Below are 24,159 nucleotides of genomic sequence, written 5' to 3' on the forward strand. Positions count from 1 at the left end.
ACCGCATAAGGCCCACTTCGGCCCCTCCGAGCACTCCGCGTGCAACCTTTCTCCACACCCGCGACATCAAAGTGTTGTGGACTCAAATCGCCCTCCTATATCGACCACACGGAATTCCGCCGACGACACCGCGGATTCCCGCCCGTCCCGCAACTCGCCGCTCCGGCTGGTCCGCTTCGGCGCGACCTTCCTCGGGGTGAGCGTGGTGTCCGGCGTCCTGGTGGCGGGCCTCGCCCTGCCGGTCGCCGGCGGCATCGGGTTGACCGCCAAGGACACGGCGGAGGGCTTCGACGACATCCCCAGCGATTTCAAGACCCCGCCGCTGACCCAGGCGACGCAGATCTTCGACGCCAAGGGCGGACTGATCGCGAAGGTCTACGAGCGCGACCGCACCGTCATCCCGGCCGACCAGATGTCGCCCTTCATGCGGCACGCCCAGGTCGACATCGAGGACGCCCGGTTCTACGAGCACGGCGCCGTCGACGTCAAGGGCATCGTCCGCGCACTCGGCAAGAACGCGGAGAGCGGCACCGCCTCCCAGGGCGCCTCCACGCTGACCCAGCAGTACGTGAAGAACGTCAACGTGGAGAAGGCCGGCGACGACAAGGACGCCGTCCAGGAGGCCCAGCGCAAGACCCTGGGCCGCAAGATCCAGGAACTGAAGATCGCCGTCAAGCTGGAGGAGGAACTGCCCAAGGACCAGATCCTCACCAACTACCTGAACATCACCTACTACGGGAACGGCGCCTACGGCGTGGAGGCCGCGTCCCAGCGCTACTTCAGCAAGAGCAACAAGGACCTGACCGTCGCCGAGGCGGCCACCCTGGCCGGACTGGTCCAGAACCCGTCCCAGTACGACCCCAAGCTGCACCCGAGCGCCGCCCAGAAGCGCCGGGACACCGTCATCGACAAGATGCTGGAGAACAAGCACATCACCGCCGACCAGGCGAAGGAGGCGAAGGCCGCCCCGCTGGGTCTGAAGTACAAGGACCCGCAGAACGGCTGCATCACCGCCAAGGCCGGCCTGGGCTTCTTCTGCGACTACGTCCGCCACGTGGTCAAGCAGGACCCGGCCTTCGGCAAGAGCAGCGAGGACCGCAAGAAGGTCTGGGACCAGGGCGGCCTGAACATCTACACCACCCTCGACCCGGACAAGCAGGCCGCCGCCCAGAACGCGGTGAGCAGCAACGTGAAGGTCACCGACTCCGTCTCCGCCGCCGCCAGCATGATCGAGCCCGGCACCGGCAAGATCCTCGCGATGGCCCAGACCCGCCCCTACGGCCTGGACACGACCAAGAACCAGACCGTGGTCAACCTCAACGTCGACGCCGCGATGGGCGGCGGCACCGGCTTCCAGCCCGGCTCCACGTTCAAGCCGATCGTCGCGGCCGCGGCCCTGGAGGCGGGCCTGTCCACGACCAAGGAGTACTCGGCGCCGAACAAGCTGGAGTACCCGACCATGAAGACCTGCGAGGGGACCTGGCGGAACGACGGCCGGCCCAAGACGGTGGTGCCCAACGAGTCCCCGAACGAGAAGGGCCCCTACCAGCTCAAGGAGGCCATGGCGCGCTCGATCAACACCTACTTCGTGCAGATGGAGCAGGAGATCGGCCTCTGCGCGGTCAAGCAGATGGTCAACAAGTTCGGCATCACCACCAAGGCCAGCGGCAAGCCGCTGGAGGAGGTCCCCTCGATGGCCCTGGGCGTCGAGGAGATGAGCCCGCTGACCATGGCGGACGTCTACGCGACCTTCGCCGCCGAGGGCACCCACTGCAACACCCTCGCCATCAACAAGATCACCACCGTGGACGGCAAGGACGTGCCCGTCCCGGCCGGCCACTGCGAGAAGGTGCTCTCCGACGACACCGCGGAGGCGATCAACACCATCCTGAACGGCGTGACCGTGGACGGCACCGGCTCCGCGCTCAACCTGGAGGGCAACCGGCAGATCGCCGGCAAGACCGGCACCTCGGACCACAAGAAGGCCGCCTGGTTCAGCGGTTACACCCCGCAGCTCGCCACCTCCGTCTGGCTGGGCGGACCGGCGGGCGGCGTCGAGATGCGCAACATCACCATCAACGGCCGCTACCACTCCGAGGTGTTCGGCGCCGACGGCCCCGGCCCGATCTGGCGGGACGCCATGAACGACGCCCTGCGGGGCACGCCCAAGCAGTCCCTGCCGATGGCCGACATCCCCGACCCGGTCACCAAGCCCGACCCGAGCACCACCGGCACCAGCCCCGGCACCAGCCCCGGCACCAGCCCGGGCGCCGGGACCGGCGCCCCGGCCACCGCCCCGTCCGACCAGCAGCACTGACGACTCCGCCCCGCCGAGCGCTGCGCTCGGCGGGGCGAAGTGCTGTGCTCGGCGGGGCGAAGTGCTGTGCGGGAAGCGGCCGTTCAGTGCCCGCCCGGGTCCACCACCTCGACGCCGCGGATGTTCCGCTCGATCTCCTCCGCCGGCAGCGCCACCGCCAGCGCCCAGTAGTAGACGGCCAGCGAGAACAGCACCACCACCGCGATGTCCCACCACAGCGGCAGGTTGCCCCGGGCGCCCACGCCGAAGGTGCCCTGCCAGGAGACGACCCCCATCCCGATCAGGTAGACCGGCAGCCACTGCCCGGCCCGGAAATCCATCCGCGGCGCGTTCGGCACCCCCTTCGACACGGCGTGGGCGGAGTACCCGCCGAGCAGCAGGTACCCGATCAGGATCGCCAGGCCCAGCCGCCACAGGGTGTCCCAGCCGGACCAGTAGATGACCAGGCTCGCCACCGCGAAGGCGGCCGGTGAGATCACCGCGCCGCCGGGCAGGCGGTACGAACGCTCCATCGTCGGCAGCCGCTTGCGCAGCACGCCGAAGGCCAGCGGGGCGCCCGCGTACATCAGCACCACCGCCGAGGTGATGAAGCCGACCAGCCGCTGCCAGCTCGGGAACGGCAGGAAGCAGAGCACCCCGGCGATCCAGGCGATCAGCAGGCCGAGCCAGGGCACCGCGCGCCGGTCGGTGTACTGGAGGGCCCGCGGCGCGTAGCCGTTGCGGCTGAGGCCGTAGGTGACCCGGGAGCTGGAGGTGATATACACCAGGCCGGTGCCGGCCGGCGAGATCACCGCGTCGATGAACAGGACGGTGGCCAGCCAGCCCAGGCCGATCAGGGTCGCCAGGCCGGCGAACGGGCCGCTGATCCCGGGGTAGGTCAGGGTGTTCCAGCCGTGGGTGAAGGTGGAGGGCGGCAGGGCGCCGATGAAGACCACCTGGAGCGCCAGGTAGACGATCGTGCCGATCACCACCGACCCGAGCACCGCCCGGGGGATGTCCCGGGTGGGGTTGCGGCTCTCCCCGGCCCACTGGATGGCCTGTTCGAAGCCCAGCAGCGCGAAGATCACCCCGCTGGTGCTGATCGCCGCCAGCACGCCCTTGGCGCCGTCCGGCGCGAAGCCGTGCACGCTGAAGTTGGAGCCGTGGAACTCGGTGAGCCCGAGGACGAAGACGGTCAGCAGCGGGATGGCGACCTTCCAGACGGTGGCGGCGCTGTTGGTGTGCGCGAGCAGCCGGACGCCGAGGAAGTTGACCGCCACGAACACCCCGAGCAGGGCGGCCGCGACGAGGAACCCGGTGCCGGTCAGCGTCAGGTTCCGGTGCAGCAGGCCGTCCGCCCAACTCCAGTGCTGGGCGTAGTTGATCATCGCCTGCACCTCGATCGGCGCGATGGTCGCCGCCTGCAGCCAGGTGAACCAGCCGAAGGACATCCCCGCGAACCCGCCGAAGGCGTAGTGCGGGTAGCGCGCGGTCCCGCCCGCGACCGGGAACAGTCCGCCCAACTCGGCGTGGATCAGCGCCAACAGGACGATCGCCACCGCCCCGATCCCCCAGGACAGCATCGCCGCGGGCCCCGCCGCGACCGCCGCCTTCTGCGCCCCGAACAGCCACCCCGACCCGATGATCGCCCCCACCGAGGCCCACAGCAGCCCGGCGACCCCCACCTCGCGCCTGAGCCCGGTGTGCCCCTCGGCCGCCGGTCCCGGGTCCGTCCTGTGCGCCATCGCGGCCACCTCTCGCGTCGGGGGGAAATCCACCCCGACAGTGCCGCAGCCCCCTTCGCCCCCTCCCCCGAACACACCCCCCGACCTGCGCACTCACCCGAACGGCCGGACGCCCGCGCGACCGCTTTCGGCCGACACCTCCCGACACAGTTCCCGTGGCGTTCACCCGCCCGGCACGCGCTCCTCACCGAAGGCAGGCAAGCTCCGGCCAAGCGGATGAAGTTGGCTATACAACTTCACCCCGAAAGGCCAGCCGAGGAGGACACCCATGACCGAGCAACCGCCGCCCTACTGGCTGCGCGACAACTGCCCCTGCGCCGAGTGCCGGGACCCGCGCAACGGACAGAAGCTGTTCCAGATCGACGACCTGCCCGCGGACCTCGCCCTCGCCGCGAGCAAGGAGATCGACGGCAACCTGGAGGTGCTCTGGTCGGACGGGCACCGCTCCCGCTACCCGCTCGCCTGGCTCGCCGAGGAGGCCGACGGCGACGGCCGCACCGAGCGGGACAAGCGGCTGTGGACCGCCGCCGACTTCGCCCGCGGCCTCCCCGAGGCCGACTGGGAGGCGTACCTCACCGACCCCGCCGAGCAGGCCGCCGTCCTCGCCGCCGTCCGGCGCAGCGGCTTCGCCCTGCTGCGCGGGGTGCCGACGGTGGAGCGCCAGGTGCTGCGGGTGGCCGAGAGCTTCGGCTACGTGCGGGTCACCAACTACGGCGAGCTGTTCGACGTCCGGGTCGAGCCCGACCCCAACAACCTGGCCTTCACCAGCGTCGCCATCGCCCCGCACACCGACAACCCCTACCGCGACCCGGTGCCCACCCTCCAGCTGCTGCACTGCCTGGAGAACTCGGCCACCGGCGGCGACTCCGGCCTGGTGGACGGCTTCAAGGCGGCGGCGGTCCTCCGGGACGAGGCCCCCGAGGCCTTCGCCACCCTCACCCGCACGCCCGTCCCCTTCGTCTTCCGCGACCGCCGCACCGAGCTGCGCGCCGACCGCCCGCTGATCGAGGTGGACCCGCTCGGCCGGATCCGCGAGGTGCGCTTCAACAACCGCTCGATCGGCACCCTGCGCGCGGGCGCGGACGAGCTGACGGCCTTCTACGCCGCGTACCGCCGCTTCGCCGCGATCACCCTGCGCCCCGAGCTCCAGCTCACCTTCCGGCTCGGCCCCGGCGACTGCCTGATCTTCGACAACACCCGGCTGATGCACGCCCGTACGGCGTTCCAGCAGGACGGCCACCGGCACCTCCAGGGCTGCTACGCGGACCTCGACTCGCTGGCCGGCACCCTCGCCGTGCTGCACCGCCGCACCGCCGCCCTGGACGAGCTGGCCGGGCTGTTCGCGGGCCAGGGCGCCGGGGAGTACCTGGGCGAGGCGGTCACCATGGCCGAGCACATGCTGCAGGCCGCCGCGGCCGCCGAGGCGGCGAACGCCCCGGACCACCTGGTCGCCGCCGCCCTGCTGCACGACGTCGGCCACTTCTTCGACGAGCACGGCCAGGAGTCCACCCACGGACGGGATCTGATGGAGGGTCAGGACAACCGGCACAGCCACACCGGCGCCGACCGGCTGGCCCGCTGGTTCGGCCCGGAGGTCACCGAGCCGGTGCGGCTGCACGTGGCCGCCAAGCGCTACCTGTGCGCCGTCGAGCCCGACTACCGCGCCAAGCTCTCCGAGGCCTCCGAGTACACCCTCCGGGTCCAGGGCGGCCCGATGGACGGGCGGGAGGCCGCCGCCTTCGCCGAACTCCCGGGCGCCGTCGACGCGGTGGCCGTCCGCCGCTGGGACGATCAGGCCAAGGAGGCCGGCGCCGGGACGCCGGGCTTCGACCACTACCGCCCGCTGCTCGCCTCGCTCATGCGCTGAACGTCACGCGCCGAACGTCACACGCCGAACGTCACGTGCCGGCCCCAATCGCACCGCCGCGCCCGGGAGTTCAGTCCAGCTCCCGGGCGTGCCGCGAAAGCGCCGACGTGGCCAGCGAGTTGTGCACGCTGAAGGCCACCGTCCCGGGCAGGTAGCGGTCCTGGGACCACTCCACCGGGGTGCCGGTCGGGTCGGTCGTCCGCCGCCGCTCGCGCAGCAGCGGCCCGCCCCGGCGGCAGCCGAGCAGCCGGGCGTCCTCCCCGTTGGCGGCGACGATGTCGATGGTGTGGTCGGCGTCGGTGAACAGGATGCCGTGCTCGCGCAGCACCTCGGTGTGCGAGACCACGTCCGGCGGCAGCTCGGCGACGATCTCGCCGACCCGGGGCGGGTAGACGGTGCGCTCCACCATCACCGGCGTGCCGGACAGCGTCCGCAGCCGGACGGTGACGTACACCTCGGCGCCCGGCTCCAGGCGCAGTTGCTCGCGCTCGGCGGCGTCGGCCGGGCGGCGCACCAGGGAGTCCAGGATGCCGCCGGGCTCCTCGCCCATCGAGTACGCCCAGTGCGTGAAGCTGAGCAGTTCGGAGAAGCTCTGCACCCGGGCCCCGCCGAGCACCACCCGCCGGGTGCCGCGGCGGGAGGTGACCAGCCCGTCCGAGCGCAGCACCGCGAGCGCCTGCCGGACGGTGCCGCGGGAGACCCCGTACTGCTCGGCCAGCGCACCCTCGGCGGGCAGTCGGCCCGCCTCGCCGTACGCGCCGGTGGTGATGGCCTCGCGCAGATCGGCGGCCACCTTGCGGTACAGAGCTCCGGTCTCGCGCTCCACGGGGCGCCCGGGCTCCACTGCCACGTCAGTCAATGTCCCTCCTGGGGCGGTGTCCTGCGCAGCCGTACCGGCGCGGACAGCCCGACCTTATCCCGCTGCGCAGTTCGAGCATCGCACCGAACGGATCACGCTCCGATGGCCGGATTCCACCGTTCCCGCAGCCGACCCCGGTTCTGGGCCGTCCGTTCACCTTCCCGTCACCGAACTCCGGGTTACTTACCTCCGTCAGCGAAGTTGGCTAGTCAACTCGGACGGTTCCGAACGGATACCGGACGAAGGCGACAAGGACCCTTGACGGACGCCGGACGGATCCGCGCCACGGCCACTCGCACGATCGATCCCCCGATCAGATCCGACACCACTCCCGTGCAGCACCCCCCTCGCAGTACACCCGATCAGGAGACTGACCCGTGTCCGTGCACCGTGCCCGTTCCGCCGCCTTCGCGGCCGTCCTGACCGCCGCCGCGCTGTCGCTCACCGCCTGCGGTTCCGCCGGCTCCACCTCCGCGAAGTCGAACGACGCCTCGGGCGCCAAGAACGCCAAGACCGCCACCTCGGTCGCCGACTTCGGCGGGATGGACGGCCTGGTCGCCGCCGCCAAGAAGGAGGGCAAGCTGCACGTCATCACGCTGCCGCGCGACTGGGCGAACTACGGCAAGCTGATGGACGACTTCAAGGCGAAGTACGGCATCGACATCGAGGACGAGAACCCGGACGGCGCCAGCCAGGACGAGATCAACGCGATCACCTCCCGCAAGGGCCAGGACCGCGCCCCCGACGTCGTCGACCTCGGCTCGGCCTTCGCGATCAGCGCCGGCAAGCAGGGCCTGCTGGCCCCCTACAAGGTCGCCGACTTCGACAAGATCCCGGCCACCATGAAGGACGCCAACGGCCTGAGCTACAACGACTACGGCGGCTACATGTCGATCGGCTGCGACGCCAAGAAGGTGTCCGTCTGCCCGAAGACCTTCGCCGACCTGCTGAAGCCCGACTACAAGGGCATGGTCGCCCTGAACGGCAACCCGACCAAGGCCGGTGCCGCCTTCGGCGCCGTGTACGCGGCCGCGCTCGCCAACGGCGGCTCGCTGGACAACATCCAGCCCGGCATCGACTTCTTCGGCAAGGTCAAGCAGGCCGGCAACTTCAACCCGGTCGAGGTCACCCCGGCGACCATCGAGAAGGGCGAGACCCCGATCTCGATCGACTGGTCGTACCTGAACGCCGGCTACAGCGACAAGTTCAAGGACAAGGGCATCGACTGGCAGGTGGCCATCCCCTCGGACGGCTCCTACGCCCAGTACTACAACCAGGCGATCAACAAGGACGCCCCGCACCCGGCCGCCGCGCGCCTGTGGGAGGAGTACCTCTACAGCGCCCAGGGCCAGAACGGCTTCCTCGGCGGCTACGCCACCCCCGCCCTGTTCGACGCCATGAAGGCCGCCGGCACCCTCGACGCCACCGCCGCCGCCAAGCTGCCGGTCGTCGACAAGCCCTTCACCACCTTCCCGACCCAGGACCAGACGGACGCGGCCAAGAAGACCGTGACCGAGAACTGGGCCAAGGCGATCGCGGGCTGACCTGAGATGACCACGGCTCCCACCCCGGTGCCGGCCAACGCCTCCGCCGCCCAGAGCGGCGGGGGCGCCCCCGGCCCCGCAACCACCTCCCCCACCATCGTCACGGCCGTCGAGACCGCCGCGACCAAGGCCCCCCGTCCGGCCGAGCGCCGGGCCCGCGGCAGCCGCGCCTGGCTCGCCGCCCTCCCGCTGATCCTGTTCTTCCTGATCGGCTTCGGCCTGCCGGCCGTCGCCATCGCCATCGGCGCGTTCACCACCTCCACCGACGCCCCCGACGGCGGTGGGACCTTCACCACCGACAACCTCACCGGCTCGCTCCAGGGCGCCTACTGGACGGCCCTGTGGGGCAGCGTGAAGCTCTCCCTGCTGACCGCGCTGATCGCCGCCGTGGTCGGCCTGCCGCTGGCCCAGGCCGTGGCGACCTCCCGCTTCCGGGCGTTCCGCGAGGCCGTGATGTCCGCCTCCGGCGTGCTGGCCAACTTCGGCGGCGTGCCGCTGGCCTTCATGTTCGTCGCCACCCTCGGCAACGCGGGCGAGGTGACCAAGAAGTTCGGCCTGACCAAGCACGGCTGGAACCTCTACACCTTCACCGGCCTGTCGGTGGTCTACCTGTACTTCCTGGTCCCGCTGATGGTCATCACCATCACCCCGGCCCTGGAGGGCCTCAAGACCCAGTGGCGCGAGGCGGCGTCCAACAACGGCGCCACCGGCCTCCAGTACTGGCGGCACGTGGCGCTGCCGGTGCTGCTGCCCTCGCTGCTCGGCGGCTTCGTGCTGCTGTTCGGCGCCTCCTTCGCCGCCTACGCCACCGCCGAGGCCATGGTGGGCAGTTCGGTGCCGCTGATCTCGATGCAGATCGGCGACGCGCTGTCCGGCAACGTCCTGGTCGGCCAGGGCAACCTCGCCCTCGCCCTCGGCCTCGACATGATCGTGGTCGCCTGCCTGGTGATGGCCGTGTACCTGCCCCTTCAGCGCCGGAGTGCCAAGTGGCTCGCCTGATCAATCGCATCCGTTTCGGCCGCGGGCTGGTCCTGCTGATCTGCGGGATCTACTTCGCGGTGCCGATGGCCGCCTCGCTGTGGTTCAGCATCGACGACAACAAGGGCGGCACCACCTTCCGGGCCTACACCCAGCTGGTGAGCGCCCCCGGCTTCACCGACAGCCTGGTGCTCAGCCTCGAACTGGCCGCCGTCACCGTGGTGGTGCTGCTGCTCCTGCTGGTCCCGGCGGTGCTCGCCGCCCGGCTCGGCGCGCCCAAGCTGCGCCCGGTGATCGAGATCATGTGCTCGATGCCGCTGGTCGTCCCGGTCGTCGCGCTCACCACCGGCATCATCGGGGTGCTGCGCTGGGGCCCGGACTACCTCCAGGACACCCCGCTGTTCCAGACCATCGTGGCCATCCAGGACCCGGCCTTCCCGATCGTCCTGATCATCGCGTACGTGCTGATGGCGCTGCCGTTCGCCTACCGGGCCATCGACGGCGGACTGCGCGGCGTGGACGTGGCCACCCTGGTCGAGGCCGCCCGCAACTGCGGCGCCGGCTGGCTGCGCGCGGTGTTCACCGTCGTCCTGCCGAACCTGCGCAGCTCGCTGCTGAACGCCGCCGTGCTCACCGTCGCCCTGGTGCTCGGCGAGTTCACCACCGCGTCCATCCTCGGCTTCACCCCCTTCTCGGTGTGGATCAACTCCAACGGCAAGAGCGACGGCCAGATGTCCGTCGCGGTGTCGATGCTCAGCCTGCTGATCGTCTGGCTCGTCCTGCTGCTGATGTCCGCCGTCGGCCGGGGCCGCAAGGCCGCCCGGTCCTGACCCGGCGGCGGCACCGCCGCCCGGCCCCGACCGAGGGCGGCCCGGCCGCCCGGTCCTGATCCGAAACCCCCTTGTTCTCCAGGAGTCACCAGTCATGACCACGGCCACCGCCCTCGCCGACGGCGTCTCGACCGCCCCCGGCAGCGCCACCGTCGAGTTCCGCTCGCTGCGCCGCGCGTTCGGCGCCACCACCGCCCTCGACGGCCTGGACCTGACCGTCAACCCGGGCGAACTGCTCGCCCTGCTCGGCCCGTCCGGCTGCGGCAAGACCACCGCGCTGCGCATCCTGGCCGGCTTCGAGCAGCACGACTCCGGCGAGGTGCTGGTCGACGGCCGGGACATCACCTCGATCCCGGCGCACAAGCGCGACGCGGGCATGGTGTTCCAGTCGTACAGCCTCTTCCCGCACCTGACCGCGCTGGACAACGTCGCCTTCGGGCTGCGGATGCGCGGCACCGGCAAGGCCGAGCGCCGCAAGCGCGCCGGGGAGCTGCTGGAGCTGGTCGGCCTGCCGCACCGCGCCGAGCACTACCCGCACCAGATGTCCGGCGGCCAGCAGCAGCGCATCGCGCTGGCCCGCGCACTCGCCCTCCAGCCGCGCGTGCTGCTGCTGGACGAGCCGCTGTCCGCGCTGGACGCCAAGGTCCGCCTCCAGCTGCGCGAGGAGATCCGCCGCCTCCAGCAGGAGCTGGGCATCACCACCCTGTTCGTCACCCACGACCAGGAGGAGGCGCTGTCCATGGCCGACCGGGTCGCGGTGCTGCGGGCCGGGAAGCTGGAGCAGTGCGCCACCCCGTCCGAGCTGTACGGCCGGCCCGCCACCGCCTTCGTCGCCGAGTTCGTCGGCACCATGAGCCGCATCCCGTGCACCCGCACCTCGGACGGCGTCGAGGTGCTCGGCCGCCGGCACGCGGTGGACGGCGAGATCCCGGCCGACGGCGAGCTGCAGGTGCTGGTCCGCCCGGAGAACGTCCTCCTCACCCCGGCCGCGGACGGCCCGGCCCAGGTGGTCACCGCGTCCTTCCTGGGCGCCGTCAGCCGGCTCACCGTCCGACTGGCCGACGGCACCGAGGTCAAGGCCGACCTGCCCACCGAGGCCGCCGCCGCCCTGCCGGCCGGCTCGCGCGCCGAGCTCACGCTGCCCGAGCGCCCGGTCCTGGTGGACCGCCGCACCGTCTGAACCCCCGCCGTCCGGGGGTCCGGCACCCGCTGAGATCCTCGTACCGCCACTGCACCCTCTGAAGAACACCCGAAGGTACCGCCATGCCTGAATCCGTTCCGTCCGTCCCCGTCCCGTCCGTCCCCGCCCCGCCCGCCGCCGTCCTCTTCGACATGGACGGCACCCTGGTCGACACCGAGCAGCTCTGGTGGCAGGCCGCCGCCGAGCTCGCCGAGGAGCTGGACCACCCGCTCACCGACCAGGACGCCCCCGAGGTGCTCGGCCAGGCCGTCGAGCACACTGCCGCCCACCTGCACCGGGTCAGCGGCACCGACCGCACCGAGGCCGAACTCGCCCTGGTGCTCGGCGAGTCCTTCGCCGCCAAGGTCGCCGCCGAGACGGTGCCGCGCCCCGGCGCGCTGGCCCTGCTGGCCGCCCTGCGGGAGGCCCGGGTGCCCACCGCACTGGTCTCCGCCTCCCCGCGCCTGGTGGTGGACCTCGTCCTCTCCGCCATCGGCCGCGACTGGTTCGCCGTCACCATGGCCGCCGAGGACACCCCGCGCACCAAGCCCGCGCCGGACCCTTACCTGGCCGCCGCCGAGCGGCTCGGCCTGGACCCGGCCGCCTGCGTCGCCGTCGAGGACACCCCGACCGGCGTCGCCTCCGCCGCCGCGGCCGGCTGCGCGGTGCTCGCGGTGCCGTCCACCGCCGTCCCGATCCCGGACGGCGAGCGGATCACCCTGCTGGACAGCCTGGAACTGGTCGACCTCGCACTGCTGGGGAAGCTCAGCGCCGCCCCGGCCGTTTGACAGCGACATGCCCTACGTTCTGCTCACCCTCGCCATCCTGAGCGAGGTCTGCGCCACCAGCTGCCTCAAACTCACCGAGGGGTTCACCCGCCTCTGGCCCAGCCTCGCGGTCGGGGTCGGCTACGCGCTGTCCTTCTACCTGCTCGGCCGGGCGCTCAAGCACATCCCGGTCTCGGTCGCGTACGCGGTCTGGTCCGGCGCCGGGACGGCGGCGGTCGCCGGGATCGGCGTGGTCGCCTTCGGCGAGTCGCTGGGGCGGCTGCAGTGGGTCGGGCTCGCGCTGGTCATCGTCGGGGTGGTCGTGCTCAACCTCAAGGGCGGTCACTGACCTCCCCTCACCATCCGCTCTCCGGACCGGGGCGGGCGCCGGACACCCCGGCGCCCGCCCCGGCCGTACGGAACCCGTATCGACCCCGTACGGGATCCGTCAAAGCCCAACCTCCGTACGGAACGGCGGAGTTAACCTCACGCCGACAGCAGACCGGCGACAACGGGGGTGCTCCATGGCCGTCCTCACGACCGGGTACGTCGTCCAGGGCAGCGCCGACCGGTACCGCCGCCTCCGCCACGCACTGGCGGTCATCGGCCTGTCCACCGGCCTGATCCTCGGCGTCATCGCCGTGGACGTGTACCTCGACCGCCGGCTCGCCGTCGTCCTGGGCCTGCTCTACCCCGCCGCCCTGATCGCCGTCTTCACGCTGCGCGGCGAGGCCGTCCGCAACCCCGCCTTCCAGAAGGCCCTGACCGGCTGCCTCGCCATCATGACCCTCACCGGCCTGTTCGCCTACCTGCTCGGGGCCAACGCCTGGCGCGGCCTGATCCTGCGCTCCGGCAGCGAGGTGACCGCCGTGGTCCGCGCCGAGCGGATCGAGAAGTCCAACCGGGGCGCCGTGTCCCGCTCCTACGCCCTGACCACCCCCGACGGCGTCCCCGTCCCCGGCGGCGACCTCCGACCGGACACGGCCCGCTTCCAGCCCGGTTACGTGATCACCGTCCGAATGGACCCGAGCGGCCGGGTCGCCCCCGAACTCCCCGGCGAGGCCGACTCCCCCGCCCCCTTCCTGGGCTTCCTCGCCCTCAACGCCGTCCTCGACGGCATCATCCTCTGGTCCGTCCGCCGCCCCACCGACCGCCGGGGCACGTGACGCGCCTCACTCCGCCGCCCTGAAACCCCGTCGGCCCACCGACCGTCCTGTTCTTCGCACCATCTCCGATGGACGGACAGTGCAGGGGGATCAGCCGTGGGTGACGACGCAGCCAAGGCCGGCGGACCGGAGTTCAAGATCCGGCCGGGCGAACTGACGGACGTCGCACCGACCTTCGAAAACCGGAGCAAGGCGCTCAAGGAGCCCCTGAGGACTCCCATGAACTCCTACCTGGCAGGATTCTTCGAGTCCTATCTCAACATCGAGACCGCACAATATGTGGACCGCCTCAAGCAGACCGTCACAGGCCTGCCGAACTGGAGTGAGCGCCTGAGGAAACTGTTCGACGAATTGCTCACGGAACGGACCGCGACCCGGGGCGAATTCTGCGACCACACCTTCATCGAATTCGAGACCGACGAGGAGATGTACGCGTACCTGGAAGAAGTCCGGGCATACCTCTTCCTCGGCGCCACCGAAATCCCGCTCGCACCCGACTGAGATCACATGGAACCCGAACTCGCCGGATTCATGCGGCAGTACCTCAACGTCGAGATGGCCTTCTCCTCCATGGAGCGCCTGAAGACGACCATCAGCAGGTCCAACCCGGCCTGGGGAGAGGATCTGCAGAGGTGGTTCACGCAACTCTTCGAGGAGCGGGATCTCACCCTAGGCGAGTACTGCGAGCTCACCTGGGTCGAATTCGAGACCGACGAGGAGATGTATGCGTATCTGGAGAAGGTTCACGCGTACCTCCTCCTCGGCGCCGAGGAAGTCCCCGTCCCGCCCGACTGAGGACACCGCGGACCGCCGGCTGACCGGCTTCATCGAGACGTACCTCCATGTCGAGGTCGCCTACGGCACCCTCGCCCGCCTCAAGAGCACCGTGCGGGCGTCCAGTTGGTGCGAGGACGTGGAGCGGAGCCTCGCCCGGACGATCGCCGAACGGAGCATGACCCCGGGCGAGTACTGCGACCTCACGTTCATCGAGTTCGAAACGGACGAGGAGATGTACGCGTACCTGGAGAAGCTCCACGCCTTCCTCTTCCTCGACCAGGGGGAACTCCCCCTGCCGCCCGACTGAGGATCCGCCCCCGCCCCGGAGGCCAGCGGAATCGGGGCGTACGCTTCCGCCCCGGCGCACCGAGGAGCGGGGGAGCAGATGGCACGGGAACGGACGAGACGCAGGACGGTGGTACTGACCGCCGCCCTGGTGGCGGCGGTGCCGGCCGGGACGTTCGGGCTGGTGGCGGTGAGCACGTACGTCGGGCTCGGTACGGCCTGGCTACTCGGGCTGGTGATCGGGGTGGCCTGGATCGTCGGGCTGGTCCGGTTGTTGGGAGGTCCGGTGGGGTGTTGGGCGGCGATCCTCTCGGTGGCGCTGTGGGGCGGGGCGCTCGGGGAGGTGATCTCGGCCCGGGACGCGGTGATCCTGAACGCCCGTGGGCTGACCGTGACCGCGACGGTCGCCGAGGCGCACGACCACCCCGGCGACAAGCATCCGAACTCGACCTACGACCTGGTCGGCGCGCTCGGCCTGCCGATCCCCAACGGCACGGTGTACGGGGGCCTGCACTCCCACGCCGTCGGCGACCGGGTGGTGATCCGCTTCGACCCGGAGGGCGTCGCGGCCGCGACCGCCCCGGGCGACGTGGACTTCGCCAAGGACCTGACGATCGCCGCCGCCCTGGACGCCGTGCTGATGGCCGCCGTCGCGGGCCTCGGAGTGGCGGTGGCCCGCAACGGCCGGCCGCGCCGGGTCCCGTTCCGCCGCGGGAGCGCCCTCGGCGGGGCGTAGCGCGGCTACCCCCGCACCACCCGGGCCCGCAGGTAGTTGCGCCGCCCGAAGTTCGGCTCGTCGACGGCCGTCAGCTCCTCGACCTGGAAGCGGTACAGCGCGGCCGCGCCGCCCCCGGTGAGGTACTGCCGCCGGACCTCCTCGTCCTGGGCGAAGGCCGGGTAGCGCCCCTGGTACGCCGTCAGCGCGGCCTCCGCCTGCCGCCCCCAGGCCTCGCTCGCGCTGCCGGTGAGCTGGAGGCCGCGCAGGTGCTCGCCGAAGGCCGGCGGCGGCAGGAAGACGGTGGCGGCGGCCCGGGCCTCGTCGGCCAGGTGGTGGCTGTGCCGGGTGGAGCGCTCGCTGACGAAGTACAGGACGAGGTCCTCGTCGTAGGCGAAGAAGGCCAGGTTGGCGTGCGGCCCGTGCTCGTGGCCGGCGGTGGCGAGGGTGAGCACCATGGCCTCGGCGAGCAGCCCTTCGACGCCCTTGTTCAGCAGGTCGCCCGGCCAGTCCCCTTGCGTGATGTCGAGTCGGTACGGCATTCGGCACTCCCCTCCGCTGGCGCCCGGCGCCTTCGTGCCCCGGACACGACTGAGCCGGGCGGGCGCCCCCGTCAGGGGCACCGCACCCGGCTCATATGCTCCACCCGCCGTCCGAAACCGGACAAGGGGCCGACAGGTCACGGACTAGTACTGCCGCGCCCCGGCCGAGGCGTAGCCGCGGCTGACCACCGGCGGCGTGCCGGGGCCCAGCAGGGGGCGCAGCGCGCCGGACCGCATCCGGTCCACCAGCGGCCCGCAGCGGCCCGCCAGCGGCGCCAGCAGCAGCGCGACCACGATGCCGACCAGGGCGCCGACCGCCACGTCGTGCGGGTAGTGCACGCCGACCCAGACCCGGGAGGCGGCCATCAGCGCCGCGAAGACGGTGGCGACGACGCCGAGCCGGCGGCTGACGAACCAGAGCGAGATCGCGGCGGCGAAGGCGATCACCGAGTGGTTGCTCGGGAAGGACCAGTCCCCGGCGGCCGGGCAGGTCTCCAGCGAGATGCTGCCCTTGATCTGGGCGCACGGCCGGAGTTCCTCGACCATGCCCTTGAGCACCGAGTTGACCCCGTAGGCGACGACCACGATCACCGGCGAGGCCAGCACCCGGGCCATCACGGCGGAGTCGGCGCCGCGCGCCCGCCACCAGGCGTAGAGCATGAACAGCGCGAACAGGCCGAGGCCGATCGCCGACCAGACCTTGATCACGTCGTCCAGCCAGTGCGGGGCCGACTGGGCCCACCCGTTGACCCGGGTGTAGAGACCGCCGTCGATCCCGCTGCCGTCGTAGACGGCCAGGGCCCGAGAGGACATCACACGTCACCTCCGTGACGGCGCGCCTTACGGGCGCGGAACAGTTCGAGAACAATGGGGAACACGGAGACAACTACTACCAGACCGATGATCGGCAGCAGATATTGGTCGATGCCGGGAATCGAGGATCCGAGCCCGTACCCGGCCAGCACCACGCCGACCGTCCAGACCACGCCGCCCGTCACCTGCCAGAAGGTGAACGAGCGAACCGGCACTTCGAGTACGCCGCAGAGCGGATTGAGCACCGTCCGGACCACCGGGATGAACCGGGCCAGCACGATCGCCTTGCCGTGCCCGTACTTGGCGAGCAGCTCCTCGGCCCGGGCCACGCCCTCCAGCAGGCCCTTGCGCCGGGTGCGGGCGAGCAGCGCCCGGCCGCCGCGCCGGCCGATCAGGTAGCCGACCTGGGCCCCGGCGAGCGCGCCGACCAGGGCGGCCGGGATCACCTGCCACAGGTGCAGCTGCGGCCCCTTGGTGGCGCCGGGCACGCAGAGCAGGCCCGCGGTGAACAGCAGCGAGTCGCCGGGCAGGAAGAAGCCCACCAGCAGACCGGTCTCGGCGAACAGCACCACGGCGATGCCCAGTGCGCCGAAGGCGGCGAGCAGCGAGGAGGCGTCCAGCACGTTCACCGCGAGGTGAGCGGCCGGATCGGCGGGGAACTGGAGCAAGGCTGGCGGACCTCCCGTACGTTGGAGGGCGGTTTCCCCGCGGTTCGCCGCGGGACCCGCCCGGACCGTCTACAGTGACGTAGACGGTCTACATGACTGTAGACGAAAGCTGGAGGAAGCGCCGCCATGTCCGACGTACCGTCCGCCCGCCGGCCCGCCGGGGAGCTGGAGGCCGAGGTGCTGGCCGCCCTGTGGTCGGCCCGGCAGCCGATGACTCCGCAGGACGTCCAGACGGCGCTCGGCGGGGACCTCGCCCGCACCACCATCGCGACGATCCTGGCCCGGCTGCACGACAAGGGGACGGTCGAGCGCACCCGGGCGGGCCGCGCCTACGCCTACACCCCGACCGTCCAGGACACCGCGGGCCTCGCCGCCCGCCGGATGCACACCGAGCTGGGCCGCGAGGCCGACCGCTCCACCGTGCTCGCCCGGTTCGTGTCCGACCTCTCCGCCGAGGACGAGCAGCTGCTGCGCGCCCTGCTCGGCGGCGGTGACGGCAACGGCGGCGACGGTCCACGACCGGGATCGGCGGACGCGCCGTGATGATCGCCGTCTGGGCGCCGCTGCTGCTGCCCTTCCTGACCGCCCCGCTGGCCCGCCGGCTCGCCGAGGCGCTGCCGCCCCGGGCCGCCGCCTGGCTGCTGGCCGGCACCGCCACCGTCCTGGCCGGCGGCACCCTCTGCTCGCTCGGACTGCTCGCCGCCGCCGGACTGCTCCAGCTGCCCCCGGTCGCCGCCCTCGGCCACCTCTCGCTGCCCTGGCTCACCGCCGACGCACCCGGCGCCCCGCTCGCGGCGGCCGTGGCCGGCCTCGCGCTGGCCGCGCTCACCGCCCTGGCGGTCCGGACCGTCGGCCGCCGCCGCCGGGAACTGCGGGCCGCCCGGGCCGCACTGCCCGTCGGAACGGCCGCCGGGACCGCTCCGACGGCCCCCGGTACGGCCACTGAGACGGCCCCCGACCAGCATCCGGACATGCGCCCCCGGAGCGCCTCCGTGCGCCGGGCGCGCGCCACGGACCGGCTGCGGCAGGCCCTGGAGCGGCTGCGCCACCCCGCCGAGCACCCGCTCACCGTGCTGGACGACGACCGCGCCGACGCCTTCGCCCTCCCCGGCCGTCTGGGCCGCCCCGGCCGGACCGGCGAGCCCGGGCGGATCGTGGTCACCTCCGGCATGCTGCGCGCCCTCAGCGGGCCGGAGCGCTCCGCCCTGCTCGCCCACGAGCGCGCCCACCTGACCGGCCGCCACCACGTCTTCCTCGCCCTCGCCGAGCACGCCGCCGACCTCCACCCGGCGCTCCGCCCGCTGCGCGCGCCCCTCGGGTACCACCTGGAGCGCTGGGCCGACGAGGTGGCCGCCGCCCGGGTCGGCGACCGCGCCGTGACCGCCCGCGCGGTCGGCCGGGCCGCCCTCGCCGCCAGCCGCTCGCCCTGGCCGGCCCGCCCCCGACTGGTCGCCGCCGCCCACTCCGGCCCGGTCCCGCGCCGGGTCGCCGCACTGCTCCAGCCCCGCCCCTCCACCACCCCGGCCACCCGGCTGCGGGCCGTCGCCCTGGCCCTGGCCGCCTGCCTGGCCCTGACCACCGGCGCCACCCTGGAGGCCACCGCCGACCTCCACCACACCGTCGAGACCGCCCAGCACGAACCCGGCACGGAGCGCTAGGACGGCTCCGACGGCCTAGGACCCGCCCCGGGACAGCGCACCGCACCACCTCGGAACGGTTTCCGTACCGACCGGTATCCGGACTTGGCAGACCCCGTCCCCACATGCCCACCGCACCCGTACGCTTTCGTCAGCGCGTCGACCCCGACGCGTCCTCGAACGGCGGCGAGGAGCAACGCGAGTGCGGCAGACCGGACGGCAGTCCCGACGACCAGAACGCCGCACCCCGCCGACCGCGGCGGAACTGGCCAAGGTCCACGAGCGGACCCTCGCCGACGCCGCCGCCCGCGAACTCGTCCTCCCCGAGACCGGCGGCCCGGGCGGGCCCGGCCGGCTCGAACCCCGCCCCGAGATCGGCGACTCCTGGGCCCGGCTGCGCCGCCTCGGCCTCGACCCCGACACCGGCGCCGCCACCGTCCTGCTCGGCCCCGCCGAGCTGGAACAGCGCCGCCGGACCAGCGGGCTGGACAACGTCATGCCGGTGCTGCGCGAGACCCTGCTCGCCCCGGTCGGCCAGGCCCCGCTGATCCTCGCCATCGCCGACGCCGACGGCCATGTGCTCTGGCAGGAGGGCGAGCGCGGCCTGCGCCGCAGCGCCGACCGGATCGGCTTCGTCACCGGCGCCCGCTGGATCGAGGAGAGCGTCGGCACCAACGGCATCGGCGTCGCACTGCGCGCCCAGCGCCCGATGCACGTCCACTCCGCCGAGCACTACCTGCGCAGCCACCACACCTGGACGTGCGTGGCCGCGCCGGTGCACGACCCGGCCACCGGCCGACTGGTCGGCGCGGTCAACCTCAGCGGCCCGGCCCGCAACGTCCGCCCGTACCTGCTCCAGCTCACCGCCACCGCCGCCCGGCTCGCCGAGACCGAACTGCGCGCCCACCGGCTGGAGGCGCTGAACCAACTGCGCACGCTGGCCGCCCCGCTGCTCGCCCGGGTCGGCGGCCCGGCCCTGGTGGTGGACGCGGCCGGCTGGACCGCCGCCTCGGCCGGGCTGCCGCCGCCCAGCCGACTGCGGATCCCCAGCGAGGGCTGGGCCCCGGCCGCCGTGCACTGGGTGCCGGGGCTGGGCGAGTGCGTGCTGGAACCGCTCGCGGACGGCTGGCTGGTGCGCCCGGTCCGCCGGGCCCGGGACGGCGAACCGGACGGCCCCGGCACGGTGAGCGCCGAACGGGCCGAGGGCGCCCGGCTCCGGCTCGACCTGCGCCGCCCGGACCGCGCCGAACTGTCCGTCCGGGGCACGGCCGACAGCTGGTCGCACCCGGTCAGCCCGCGTCACGCCGAGCTCCTGCTGCTGCTCGCCACCACCCGCGAGGGCAGCACCGCGGCGCAGCTCGCCGAGGCGCTGTTCGGCGACGCCGGGCGGACGGTGACGGTGCGCGCCGAACTCTCCCGGCTGCGCCGCTACCTGGGCGGCCTGCTGGCCCACCGGCCGTACCGCTTCGCCGACTCGGTGCTGGTCACCGTGGAGGGGCCGGAGGACCCGCTCGACCTGCTGCCCGCCTCCACCGCGCCGGCCGTCCGGCGGCTGCGGGCGGAACTGGCGGCGGGCCTGGTCCGGCTGCCGGACGCCGCCGGGGCCGTACCGCCGCCGCGGCGCACGGCCGAGAACGGCGCCCTCGGTGCGACCGGCGTTCCCGGTGCGACCGGCGTTCCCGGTCAGCCCAGGAACGGCACCGCCGGGGTTCAGCCGCCCGTGAGCAGGGCGGCCAACTGGGCGTCGGTCGGGCCGCAGTCGCGCTCCGCCTCGGCCGAGACCAGCGCGTAGGTGCGGTCCAGCCAGGCCTGCACCCGGGGCTTGGAGGCCTCCAACAGGGCGCTGCCGTGCGGGGATTCGAGCGCCAGGTGCAGCGTCGAGCCGTGGCAGGGGCAGTAGGCCGGCCACAGCTTGACGTCGCCCTGGCCGCTCAGCGCCCGAAGTCCGTCGCGCAGCAGGTCGCGCGAGAACACCCAGTCCGCCTCGTCCGGACGCCCCACGTGGAAGGTCAGCAGCACCTCGTAGGGGCGTGCGGCGTCGAAGCGGAACCGGGTGCGCACCTCGCCGACCACTTCCTCGCCCAGCGAGATCCGCAGCATCAGCACCTCCTCCACCGCCGCCGGAGCGGCGGTGGAGCCGCCCCCATCGCCGCCCGTGGGGGTGGCGGCGAGGGGGGCACTGGAGGCTGCGGACAGCGGGTCGGGCGGCATGACGGTCTCTCCGGGAACGGCGCGGGATGTCATCAGCCTGCGTCACCCGCGACCGGGCGGGCAAGGGTTGCAAGGGGGTTGCAACCACCCCCGGACGACCCGACGAACCACCGCCAGTCATATCAGACGGATCGTCAACTTCCTCTTGTCGAACGGATGTCCGGAAAAGCTGTCGACCAGGTCTGCACTCCGGCCGCCCGCTGGTACGCTCTCCCCCTCCCCGCGGCGGGACCGGCCCCGGGACGGCCGGATCCGGGCCCGGCGGCGGTGCGTGGGAGAATACGGCGACGCGACGGCGGCTTCGGGGAGGGAGGGGTCCGGTGGCTGTGCGTGGGGAGACCACGCGGGACGTGCAGCACGAGCCCGCACGACAGGGTCGGCACGGGCGGCCGCGCCCGTTCGGCGGCCGGTTCCGACTGCCCACCCTGCGCTTCTCCGGTGCCGCGATGGCGATGTCCACCGTGGTCGGCATCAGCATCGCCACCACCCTCCTGCTGAACGAGCAGCAGGGCATCGGCCGACGGGCCGGCGTCGCCCGGGTCGGCACCAGCCCGCCGCCCAGCCCCGGCGACACCGACCAGGCCGAGACCGCCTTCGACCAGACCACCGACGCCCCCGCCCCCTCCGGCCGCCCGCACCCGCCGAAGCCCTCGGGGCACGCCCCGGCGCATCCGTCCGGACCCGCGAACGCCGCACCAACCCCGCCGTCCGGCCTGCGGACGGGCAGCGCGGTCCCGGTCGTCCCGTCCGTCGGCGGGGAGGCCGCCACCGGGCACGACCCGCGGTCCGCGACGGGCAGCCCCGCGGGCGGCTCCGGGCCGAACGCCACCGAGGCGGGCGGGCGGCCGGGCGCCACCGGACCCTCGGCCTCGGCCCAACCGTCCGGCGCGTCCGGCCAGTCCGGCACATCCGGTCAGTCCGGCGCGTCCACCGCGTCCGGTCAGCCCACCCCGTCCGCCGGACAAACAGGTCAGCCCGGACAGCCCGGGCAGCCCGGCCCCTCGGGGCAGCCCGGGCTGCCCGGCGTCGGGACGGCCGACGCCGGCCGGTCCCCGCGCCCGCCCGCGCTCCAGCCGGCCAACCCCGCCCGGCCCGGTGCTGCCGTCGGCCCGGTCGGTCCCACGCCGGGCACCACGGCCCCCGGCTCCGATTCCGCGCCCCGCCCTGACGACGCCCCCGCCGCCGGGGCCGAGGACACCGCCCCGGAGGCCGAGCGGACCCTGACCGGCACCGGCCTGACCGGCCCGGTCGGACGGGACGGCCTGCGGCACGCCCTCGACCTCACCGTGACCGAGCCCGTCACCGCCCTCCAGGCCGAATTCCGGCTCGCCCCGGGCGAGTTGGCCCCCGGTAGCGGCGCCGCCTGGACCGACCTGCCGGGCGCCGTGGTGACCGTCCAGCAGGAGCGCGGCAGCCTGGTCTACCGCTTCACCACCCCGCCCGGCACCGACGTCGGGCCCGGTCGGTACGGATTCGTGGTGCGCGGCAGCCGCCCGGCCGACCACCCCGTCGGCCCGACCCGCAGACCGGGCCCGCAGGAGAGCTGGAACGCCGCCGCCTTCGGCATCGACCACCCCCGTGCGGTGGCCGCGCTCGGGGGCTTCGGCCCGCTGTCGCCGCAGCCCGCCCAGCAGTTGGCCCACCGGTCCCGCTGACGGCCGACCGCCCGCCTGCCATTCCCTCCCCTCCCCACCGCCCACTCGACTGTTCCGATCGTCCGACGATCAGCCGGCCGGGCTCATCCCCGCACCTCCGTTCGTTACTGTGAGCAGCACCCGGCCCGGCGTCCCCACCGGCCCCGGCCCGGGCCGTCGTTCCGGATCCGAGGAGGAGTCCTTGTCCACCGTCCTGACCCAAGGCGGCAATGCACCGCTGACCGCCGCGCGGGTGACCGTCGAGGTCACCGCGCCCAAGGCGCTGGACGTCTCCGGCCTGCTGCTGACCGAGACCGGCAAGGTCCGCTCGGACGCCGACTTCGTCTTCTTCAACGCCCCACACGGACCCGGCGTCAGTCTGCGCCCGGCCACCACCGGGGCGCCGGACGCGATCACCGTCGACACCACGGCCGTCCCGGCCGGGATCAGCAAGGTCGTGGTCACCGCCAGCCCGGCCGACCAGTCCGCGACCTTCGCCGGGATCGAGCCCACCGCCACCGTCCGGGACGCCGACACCGGCGAGGTGCTGGTCACCTTCACCCCGCCCCGACTGGGCCGGGAGACCGCGCTGATCGTGGTCGAGGTCTACCGACGGGGCGGCGCCTGGAAGGTGCGCGCGGTCGGCCAGGGCTACGCCGACGGCCTGGCGGGCATCGCCACCGACTTCGGCGTCACCGTCGACGACTCCCCGGCCCCGGCCTCCGCCGGTGGGGTGACCGTGCAGTTCACCACCCCGCCGCTGCCGCCCGTACCCCCGGTTCCGCCGGTGCCGCCGGTTCCGCCCGTCCCCGAGGTTCCGCCGCTGCCCCCGCTGGACCCCCGGATCGCCCTGGCCACCATCCCCGCCATGCCCGCCGCACCGCCGGCCCCCGCCCCGACCGTCCCCGCGCCAGCCGCCGCCGAACGCCCCAAGGTCACCCTGGACAAGGGCCGGGTCAACCTGGTCAAGGGCAGCTCCGTCTCTCTGGTGAAGAACGGCCGTCCCTTCCTCTCCTCGGTCCGGATGGCCCTCGGCTGGGAGTCCGCCGCCCGCGGCCGCGACATCGACCTGGACGCCTCCTGCCTCGCCTTCGACGCCCGGCACAAGCGGCTGGAGACGGCCTGGTTCATGAAGCTGACCATCTTCAACGGCGCGATCGCCCACTCCGGCGACAACCTGGTCGGCGGCGACGGCGGCGACGACGAGTCGATCACCGTCCACCTGGAGGGCCTGCCGGCCGAGGTCCACGCGCTGGTGTTCGTGGTCAACTCCTTCTCCGGCCAGAAATTCACCGAGCTGCGCAACGCCTACTGCCGTCTGGTGGACGTCCGCACCGAGGAGGAGCTGGTCCGCTTCGACCTGACCCACTCCGAGCCGCGCACCGGCGTGGTGATGTGCAAGCTGGTCCGCCGCCCCACCGGCGAGTGGGAGATGACGGCGCTCGGCGAGTTCGTCGACGGCAAGACCGCCCGAGCGATGATCGAGCCCTCCGCCGCGCTGCTGTAGCCCGCAGCGTCAGCCCTGCGCCCGCGAATTCACCCTCCTGGGGTCTCAAGTCGTCCACGGATCGACTCGATTGACTCTCCGGGGGGTGATTCGCGTTCTCCCCCGCACTTCCGCACCCGTGCACCCGTGGAGGAGAGA

General features: G+C 73.0%; 24 protein-coding genes. 18 read left to right on the top strand and 6 right to left on the bottom strand.

Translation table 11 applies throughout. The annotated features are described in order from the left end of the window. Positions 1-76 precede the first annotated feature (76 nt). A complete protein-coding gene (locus ABTZ03_RS05900) occupies positions 77-2,317 on the top strand; it encodes a transglycosylase domain-containing protein (protein WP_350511618.1) in 2,241 nt (746 codons plus the stop codon). An 83-nt stretch (positions 2,318-2,400) separates the two neighbouring features. On the opposite strand, the gene ABTZ03_RS05905 is transcribed toward ABTZ03_RS05900, so the two are convergent. Then, positions 2,401-4,041, bottom strand: coding sequence for an APC family permease (locus ABTZ03_RS05905; RefSeq protein WP_350511619.1), 1,641 nt, complete (start codon positions 4,039-4,041; stop codon positions 2,401-2,403). Positions 4,042-4,309: 268 nt separating this feature from the next. Here ABTZ03_RS05905 and tmpA point away from each other — a divergent pair, with 268 nt between their 5' ends. Then, entirely contained in the window at positions 4,310-5,908 is a 1,599-nt protein-coding gene (gene tmpA, locus ABTZ03_RS05910; RefSeq protein WP_350511620.1) for a 2-trimethylaminoethylphosphonate dioxygenase, read from the top strand. Positions 5,909-5,978: 70 nt separating this feature from the next. Here the strand turns inward: tmpA and ABTZ03_RS05915 are convergent, their stop codons facing one another. After that, on the bottom strand, positions 5,979-6,758 hold the full coding sequence (locus ABTZ03_RS05915; RefSeq protein WP_350511803.1) for a GntR family transcriptional regulator: 780 nt from the start codon (positions 6,756-6,758) through the stop codon (positions 5,979-5,981). A gap of 386 nt (positions 6,759-7,144) precedes the next feature. Between ABTZ03_RS05915 and ABTZ03_RS05920 the strand changes: the two genes are divergently transcribed. From ABTZ03_RS05920 to ABTZ03_RS05970, 11 genes are all read left to right on the top strand, one after another. After that, entirely contained in the window at positions 7,145-8,311 is a 1,167-nt protein-coding gene (locus tag ABTZ03_RS05920; protein ID WP_350511621.1) for an ABC transporter substrate-binding protein, read from the top strand. A 6-nt stretch (positions 8,312-8,317) separates the two neighbouring features. Next, positions 8,318-9,310, top strand: a complete 993-nt coding sequence (locus ABTZ03_RS05925) for an ABC transporter permease (RefSeq protein WP_350511622.1) — start codon at positions 8,318-8,320, stop codon at positions 9,308-9,310. Continuing rightward, entirely contained in the window at positions 9,310-10,119 is an 810-nt protein-coding gene (locus ABTZ03_RS05930) for an ABC transporter permease (RefSeq protein WP_502894399.1), read from the top strand. The genes ABTZ03_RS05925 and ABTZ03_RS05930 overlap by 1 nt, the downstream gene beginning before the upstream one ends. Positions 10,120-10,213: 94 nt before the next feature. Continuing rightward, positions 10,214-11,299 (top strand): ABC transporter ATP-binding protein, encoded by a 1,086-nt coding sequence (locus ABTZ03_RS05935; protein ID WP_350511623.1) that lies wholly within the window; start codon positions 10,214-10,216, stop codon positions 11,297-11,299. An 83-nt stretch (positions 11,300-11,382) separates the two neighbouring features. Further along, complete coding sequence (locus ABTZ03_RS05940) at positions 11,383-12,087, top strand: HAD family hydrolase (protein ID WP_350511624.1); 705 nt, start codon at positions 11,383-11,385, stop codon at positions 12,085-12,087. A 7-nt stretch (positions 12,088-12,094) separates the two neighbouring features. Then, on the top strand, positions 12,095-12,415 hold the full coding sequence (locus ABTZ03_RS05945) for a DMT family transporter (protein ID WP_350511625.1): 321 nt from the start codon (positions 12,095-12,097) through the stop codon (positions 12,413-12,415). 175 nt (positions 12,416-12,590) lie between these two features. Next, the gene (locus ABTZ03_RS05950; RefSeq protein ID WP_350511626.1) at positions 12,591-13,232 is read left to right on the top strand and encodes a hypothetical protein; all 642 of its coding nucleotides are present in this window, start codon (positions 12,591-12,593) and stop codon (positions 13,230-13,232) included. 96 nt (positions 13,233-13,328) lie between these two features. After that, positions 13,329-13,733, top strand: coding sequence for a hypothetical protein (locus ABTZ03_RS05955; RefSeq protein ID WP_350511627.1), 405 nt, complete (start codon positions 13,329-13,331; stop codon positions 13,731-13,733). A 6-nt stretch (positions 13,734-13,739) separates the two neighbouring features. Next, entirely contained in the window at positions 13,740-14,027 is a 288-nt protein-coding gene (locus tag ABTZ03_RS05960) for a hypothetical protein (RefSeq protein ID WP_350511628.1), read from the top strand. Next, entirely contained in the window at positions 13,957-14,316 is a 360-nt protein-coding gene (locus tag ABTZ03_RS05965; protein WP_350511629.1) for a hypothetical protein, read from the top strand. Before ABTZ03_RS05960 ends, ABTZ03_RS05965 begins: the two co-directional genes overlap by 71 nt. Positions 14,317-14,394: 78 nt before the next feature. Then, positions 14,395-15,030: a hypothetical protein gene (locus tag ABTZ03_RS05970; protein ID WP_350511630.1), complete on the top strand. Its 636-nt coding sequence runs from the start codon at positions 14,395-14,397 to the stop codon at positions 15,028-15,030. A 5-nt stretch (positions 15,031-15,035) separates the two neighbouring features. On the opposite strand, the gene ABTZ03_RS05975 is transcribed toward ABTZ03_RS05970, so the two are convergent. The 3 genes from ABTZ03_RS05975 to ABTZ03_RS05985 all read right to left on the bottom strand — a co-directional run bounded on the left by ABTZ03_RS05975 (position 15,036) and on the right by ABTZ03_RS05985 (position 17,032). After that, positions 15,036-15,551: a pyridoxamine 5'-phosphate oxidase family protein gene (locus ABTZ03_RS05975; RefSeq protein WP_350511631.1), complete on the bottom strand. Its 516-nt coding sequence runs from the start codon at positions 15,549-15,551 to the stop codon at positions 15,036-15,038. A gap of 144 nt (positions 15,552-15,695) precedes the next feature. After that, positions 15,696-16,364, bottom strand: coding sequence for a phosphatase PAP2 family protein (locus ABTZ03_RS05980; protein ID WP_350511632.1), 669 nt, complete (start codon positions 16,362-16,364; stop codon positions 15,696-15,698). Further along, positions 16,364-17,032 (bottom strand): DedA family protein, encoded by a 669-nt coding sequence (locus tag ABTZ03_RS05985; RefSeq protein ID WP_350511633.1) that lies wholly within the window; start codon positions 17,030-17,032, stop codon positions 16,364-16,366. The genes ABTZ03_RS05980 and ABTZ03_RS05985 overlap by 1 nt, the downstream gene beginning before the upstream one ends. Positions 17,033-17,158: 126 nt before the next feature. Between ABTZ03_RS05985 and ABTZ03_RS05990 the strand changes: the two genes are divergently transcribed. The 3 genes from ABTZ03_RS05990 to ABTZ03_RS06000 all read left to right on the top strand — a co-directional run bounded on the left by ABTZ03_RS05990 (position 17,159) and on the right by ABTZ03_RS06000 (position 20,461). Further along, entirely contained in the window at positions 17,159-17,575 is a 417-nt protein-coding gene (locus ABTZ03_RS05990) for a BlaI/MecI/CopY family transcriptional regulator (protein WP_350511634.1), read from the top strand. Continuing rightward, entirely contained in the window at positions 17,575-18,690 is a 1,116-nt protein-coding gene (locus ABTZ03_RS05995) for a M56 family metallopeptidase (RefSeq protein WP_350511635.1), read from the top strand. The genes ABTZ03_RS05990 and ABTZ03_RS05995 overlap by 1 nt, the downstream gene beginning before the upstream one ends. A 181-nt stretch (positions 18,691-18,871) precedes the next feature. Continuing rightward, the gene (locus tag ABTZ03_RS06000) at positions 18,872-20,461 is read left to right on the top strand and encodes a GAF domain-containing protein (protein WP_350511636.1); all 1,590 of its coding nucleotides are present in this window, start codon (positions 18,872-18,874) and stop codon (positions 20,459-20,461) included. Here ABTZ03_RS06000 and ABTZ03_RS06005 read toward each other — a convergent pair. Continuing rightward, positions 20,380-20,880: an SsgA family sporulation/cell division regulator gene (locus tag ABTZ03_RS06005; protein WP_350511637.1), complete on the bottom strand. Its 501-nt coding sequence runs from the start codon at positions 20,878-20,880 to the stop codon at positions 20,380-20,382. The two genes, ABTZ03_RS06000 and ABTZ03_RS06005, sit on opposite strands and share 82 nt — an antisense overlap. Before the next feature lie 320 nt (positions 20,881-21,200). Here ABTZ03_RS06005 and ABTZ03_RS06010 point away from each other — a divergent pair, with 320 nt between their 5' ends. Next, complete coding sequence (locus ABTZ03_RS06010) at positions 21,201-22,535, top strand: hypothetical protein (RefSeq protein WP_350511638.1); 1,335 nt, start codon at positions 21,201-21,203, stop codon at positions 22,533-22,535. Between the two features lie 193 nt (positions 22,536-22,728). Beyond that, positions 22,729-24,021, top strand: coding sequence for a TerD family protein (locus ABTZ03_RS06015; RefSeq protein ID WP_350511805.1), 1,293 nt, complete (start codon positions 22,729-22,731; stop codon positions 24,019-24,021). The last annotated feature ends 138 nt before the right edge of the window (positions 24,022-24,159 follow it).

It is taken from the genome of Kitasatospora sp. NPDC096077, assembly GCF_040303245.1.
Lineage (GTDB): Bacteria > Actinomycetota > Actinomycetes > Streptomycetales > Streptomycetaceae > Kitasatospora.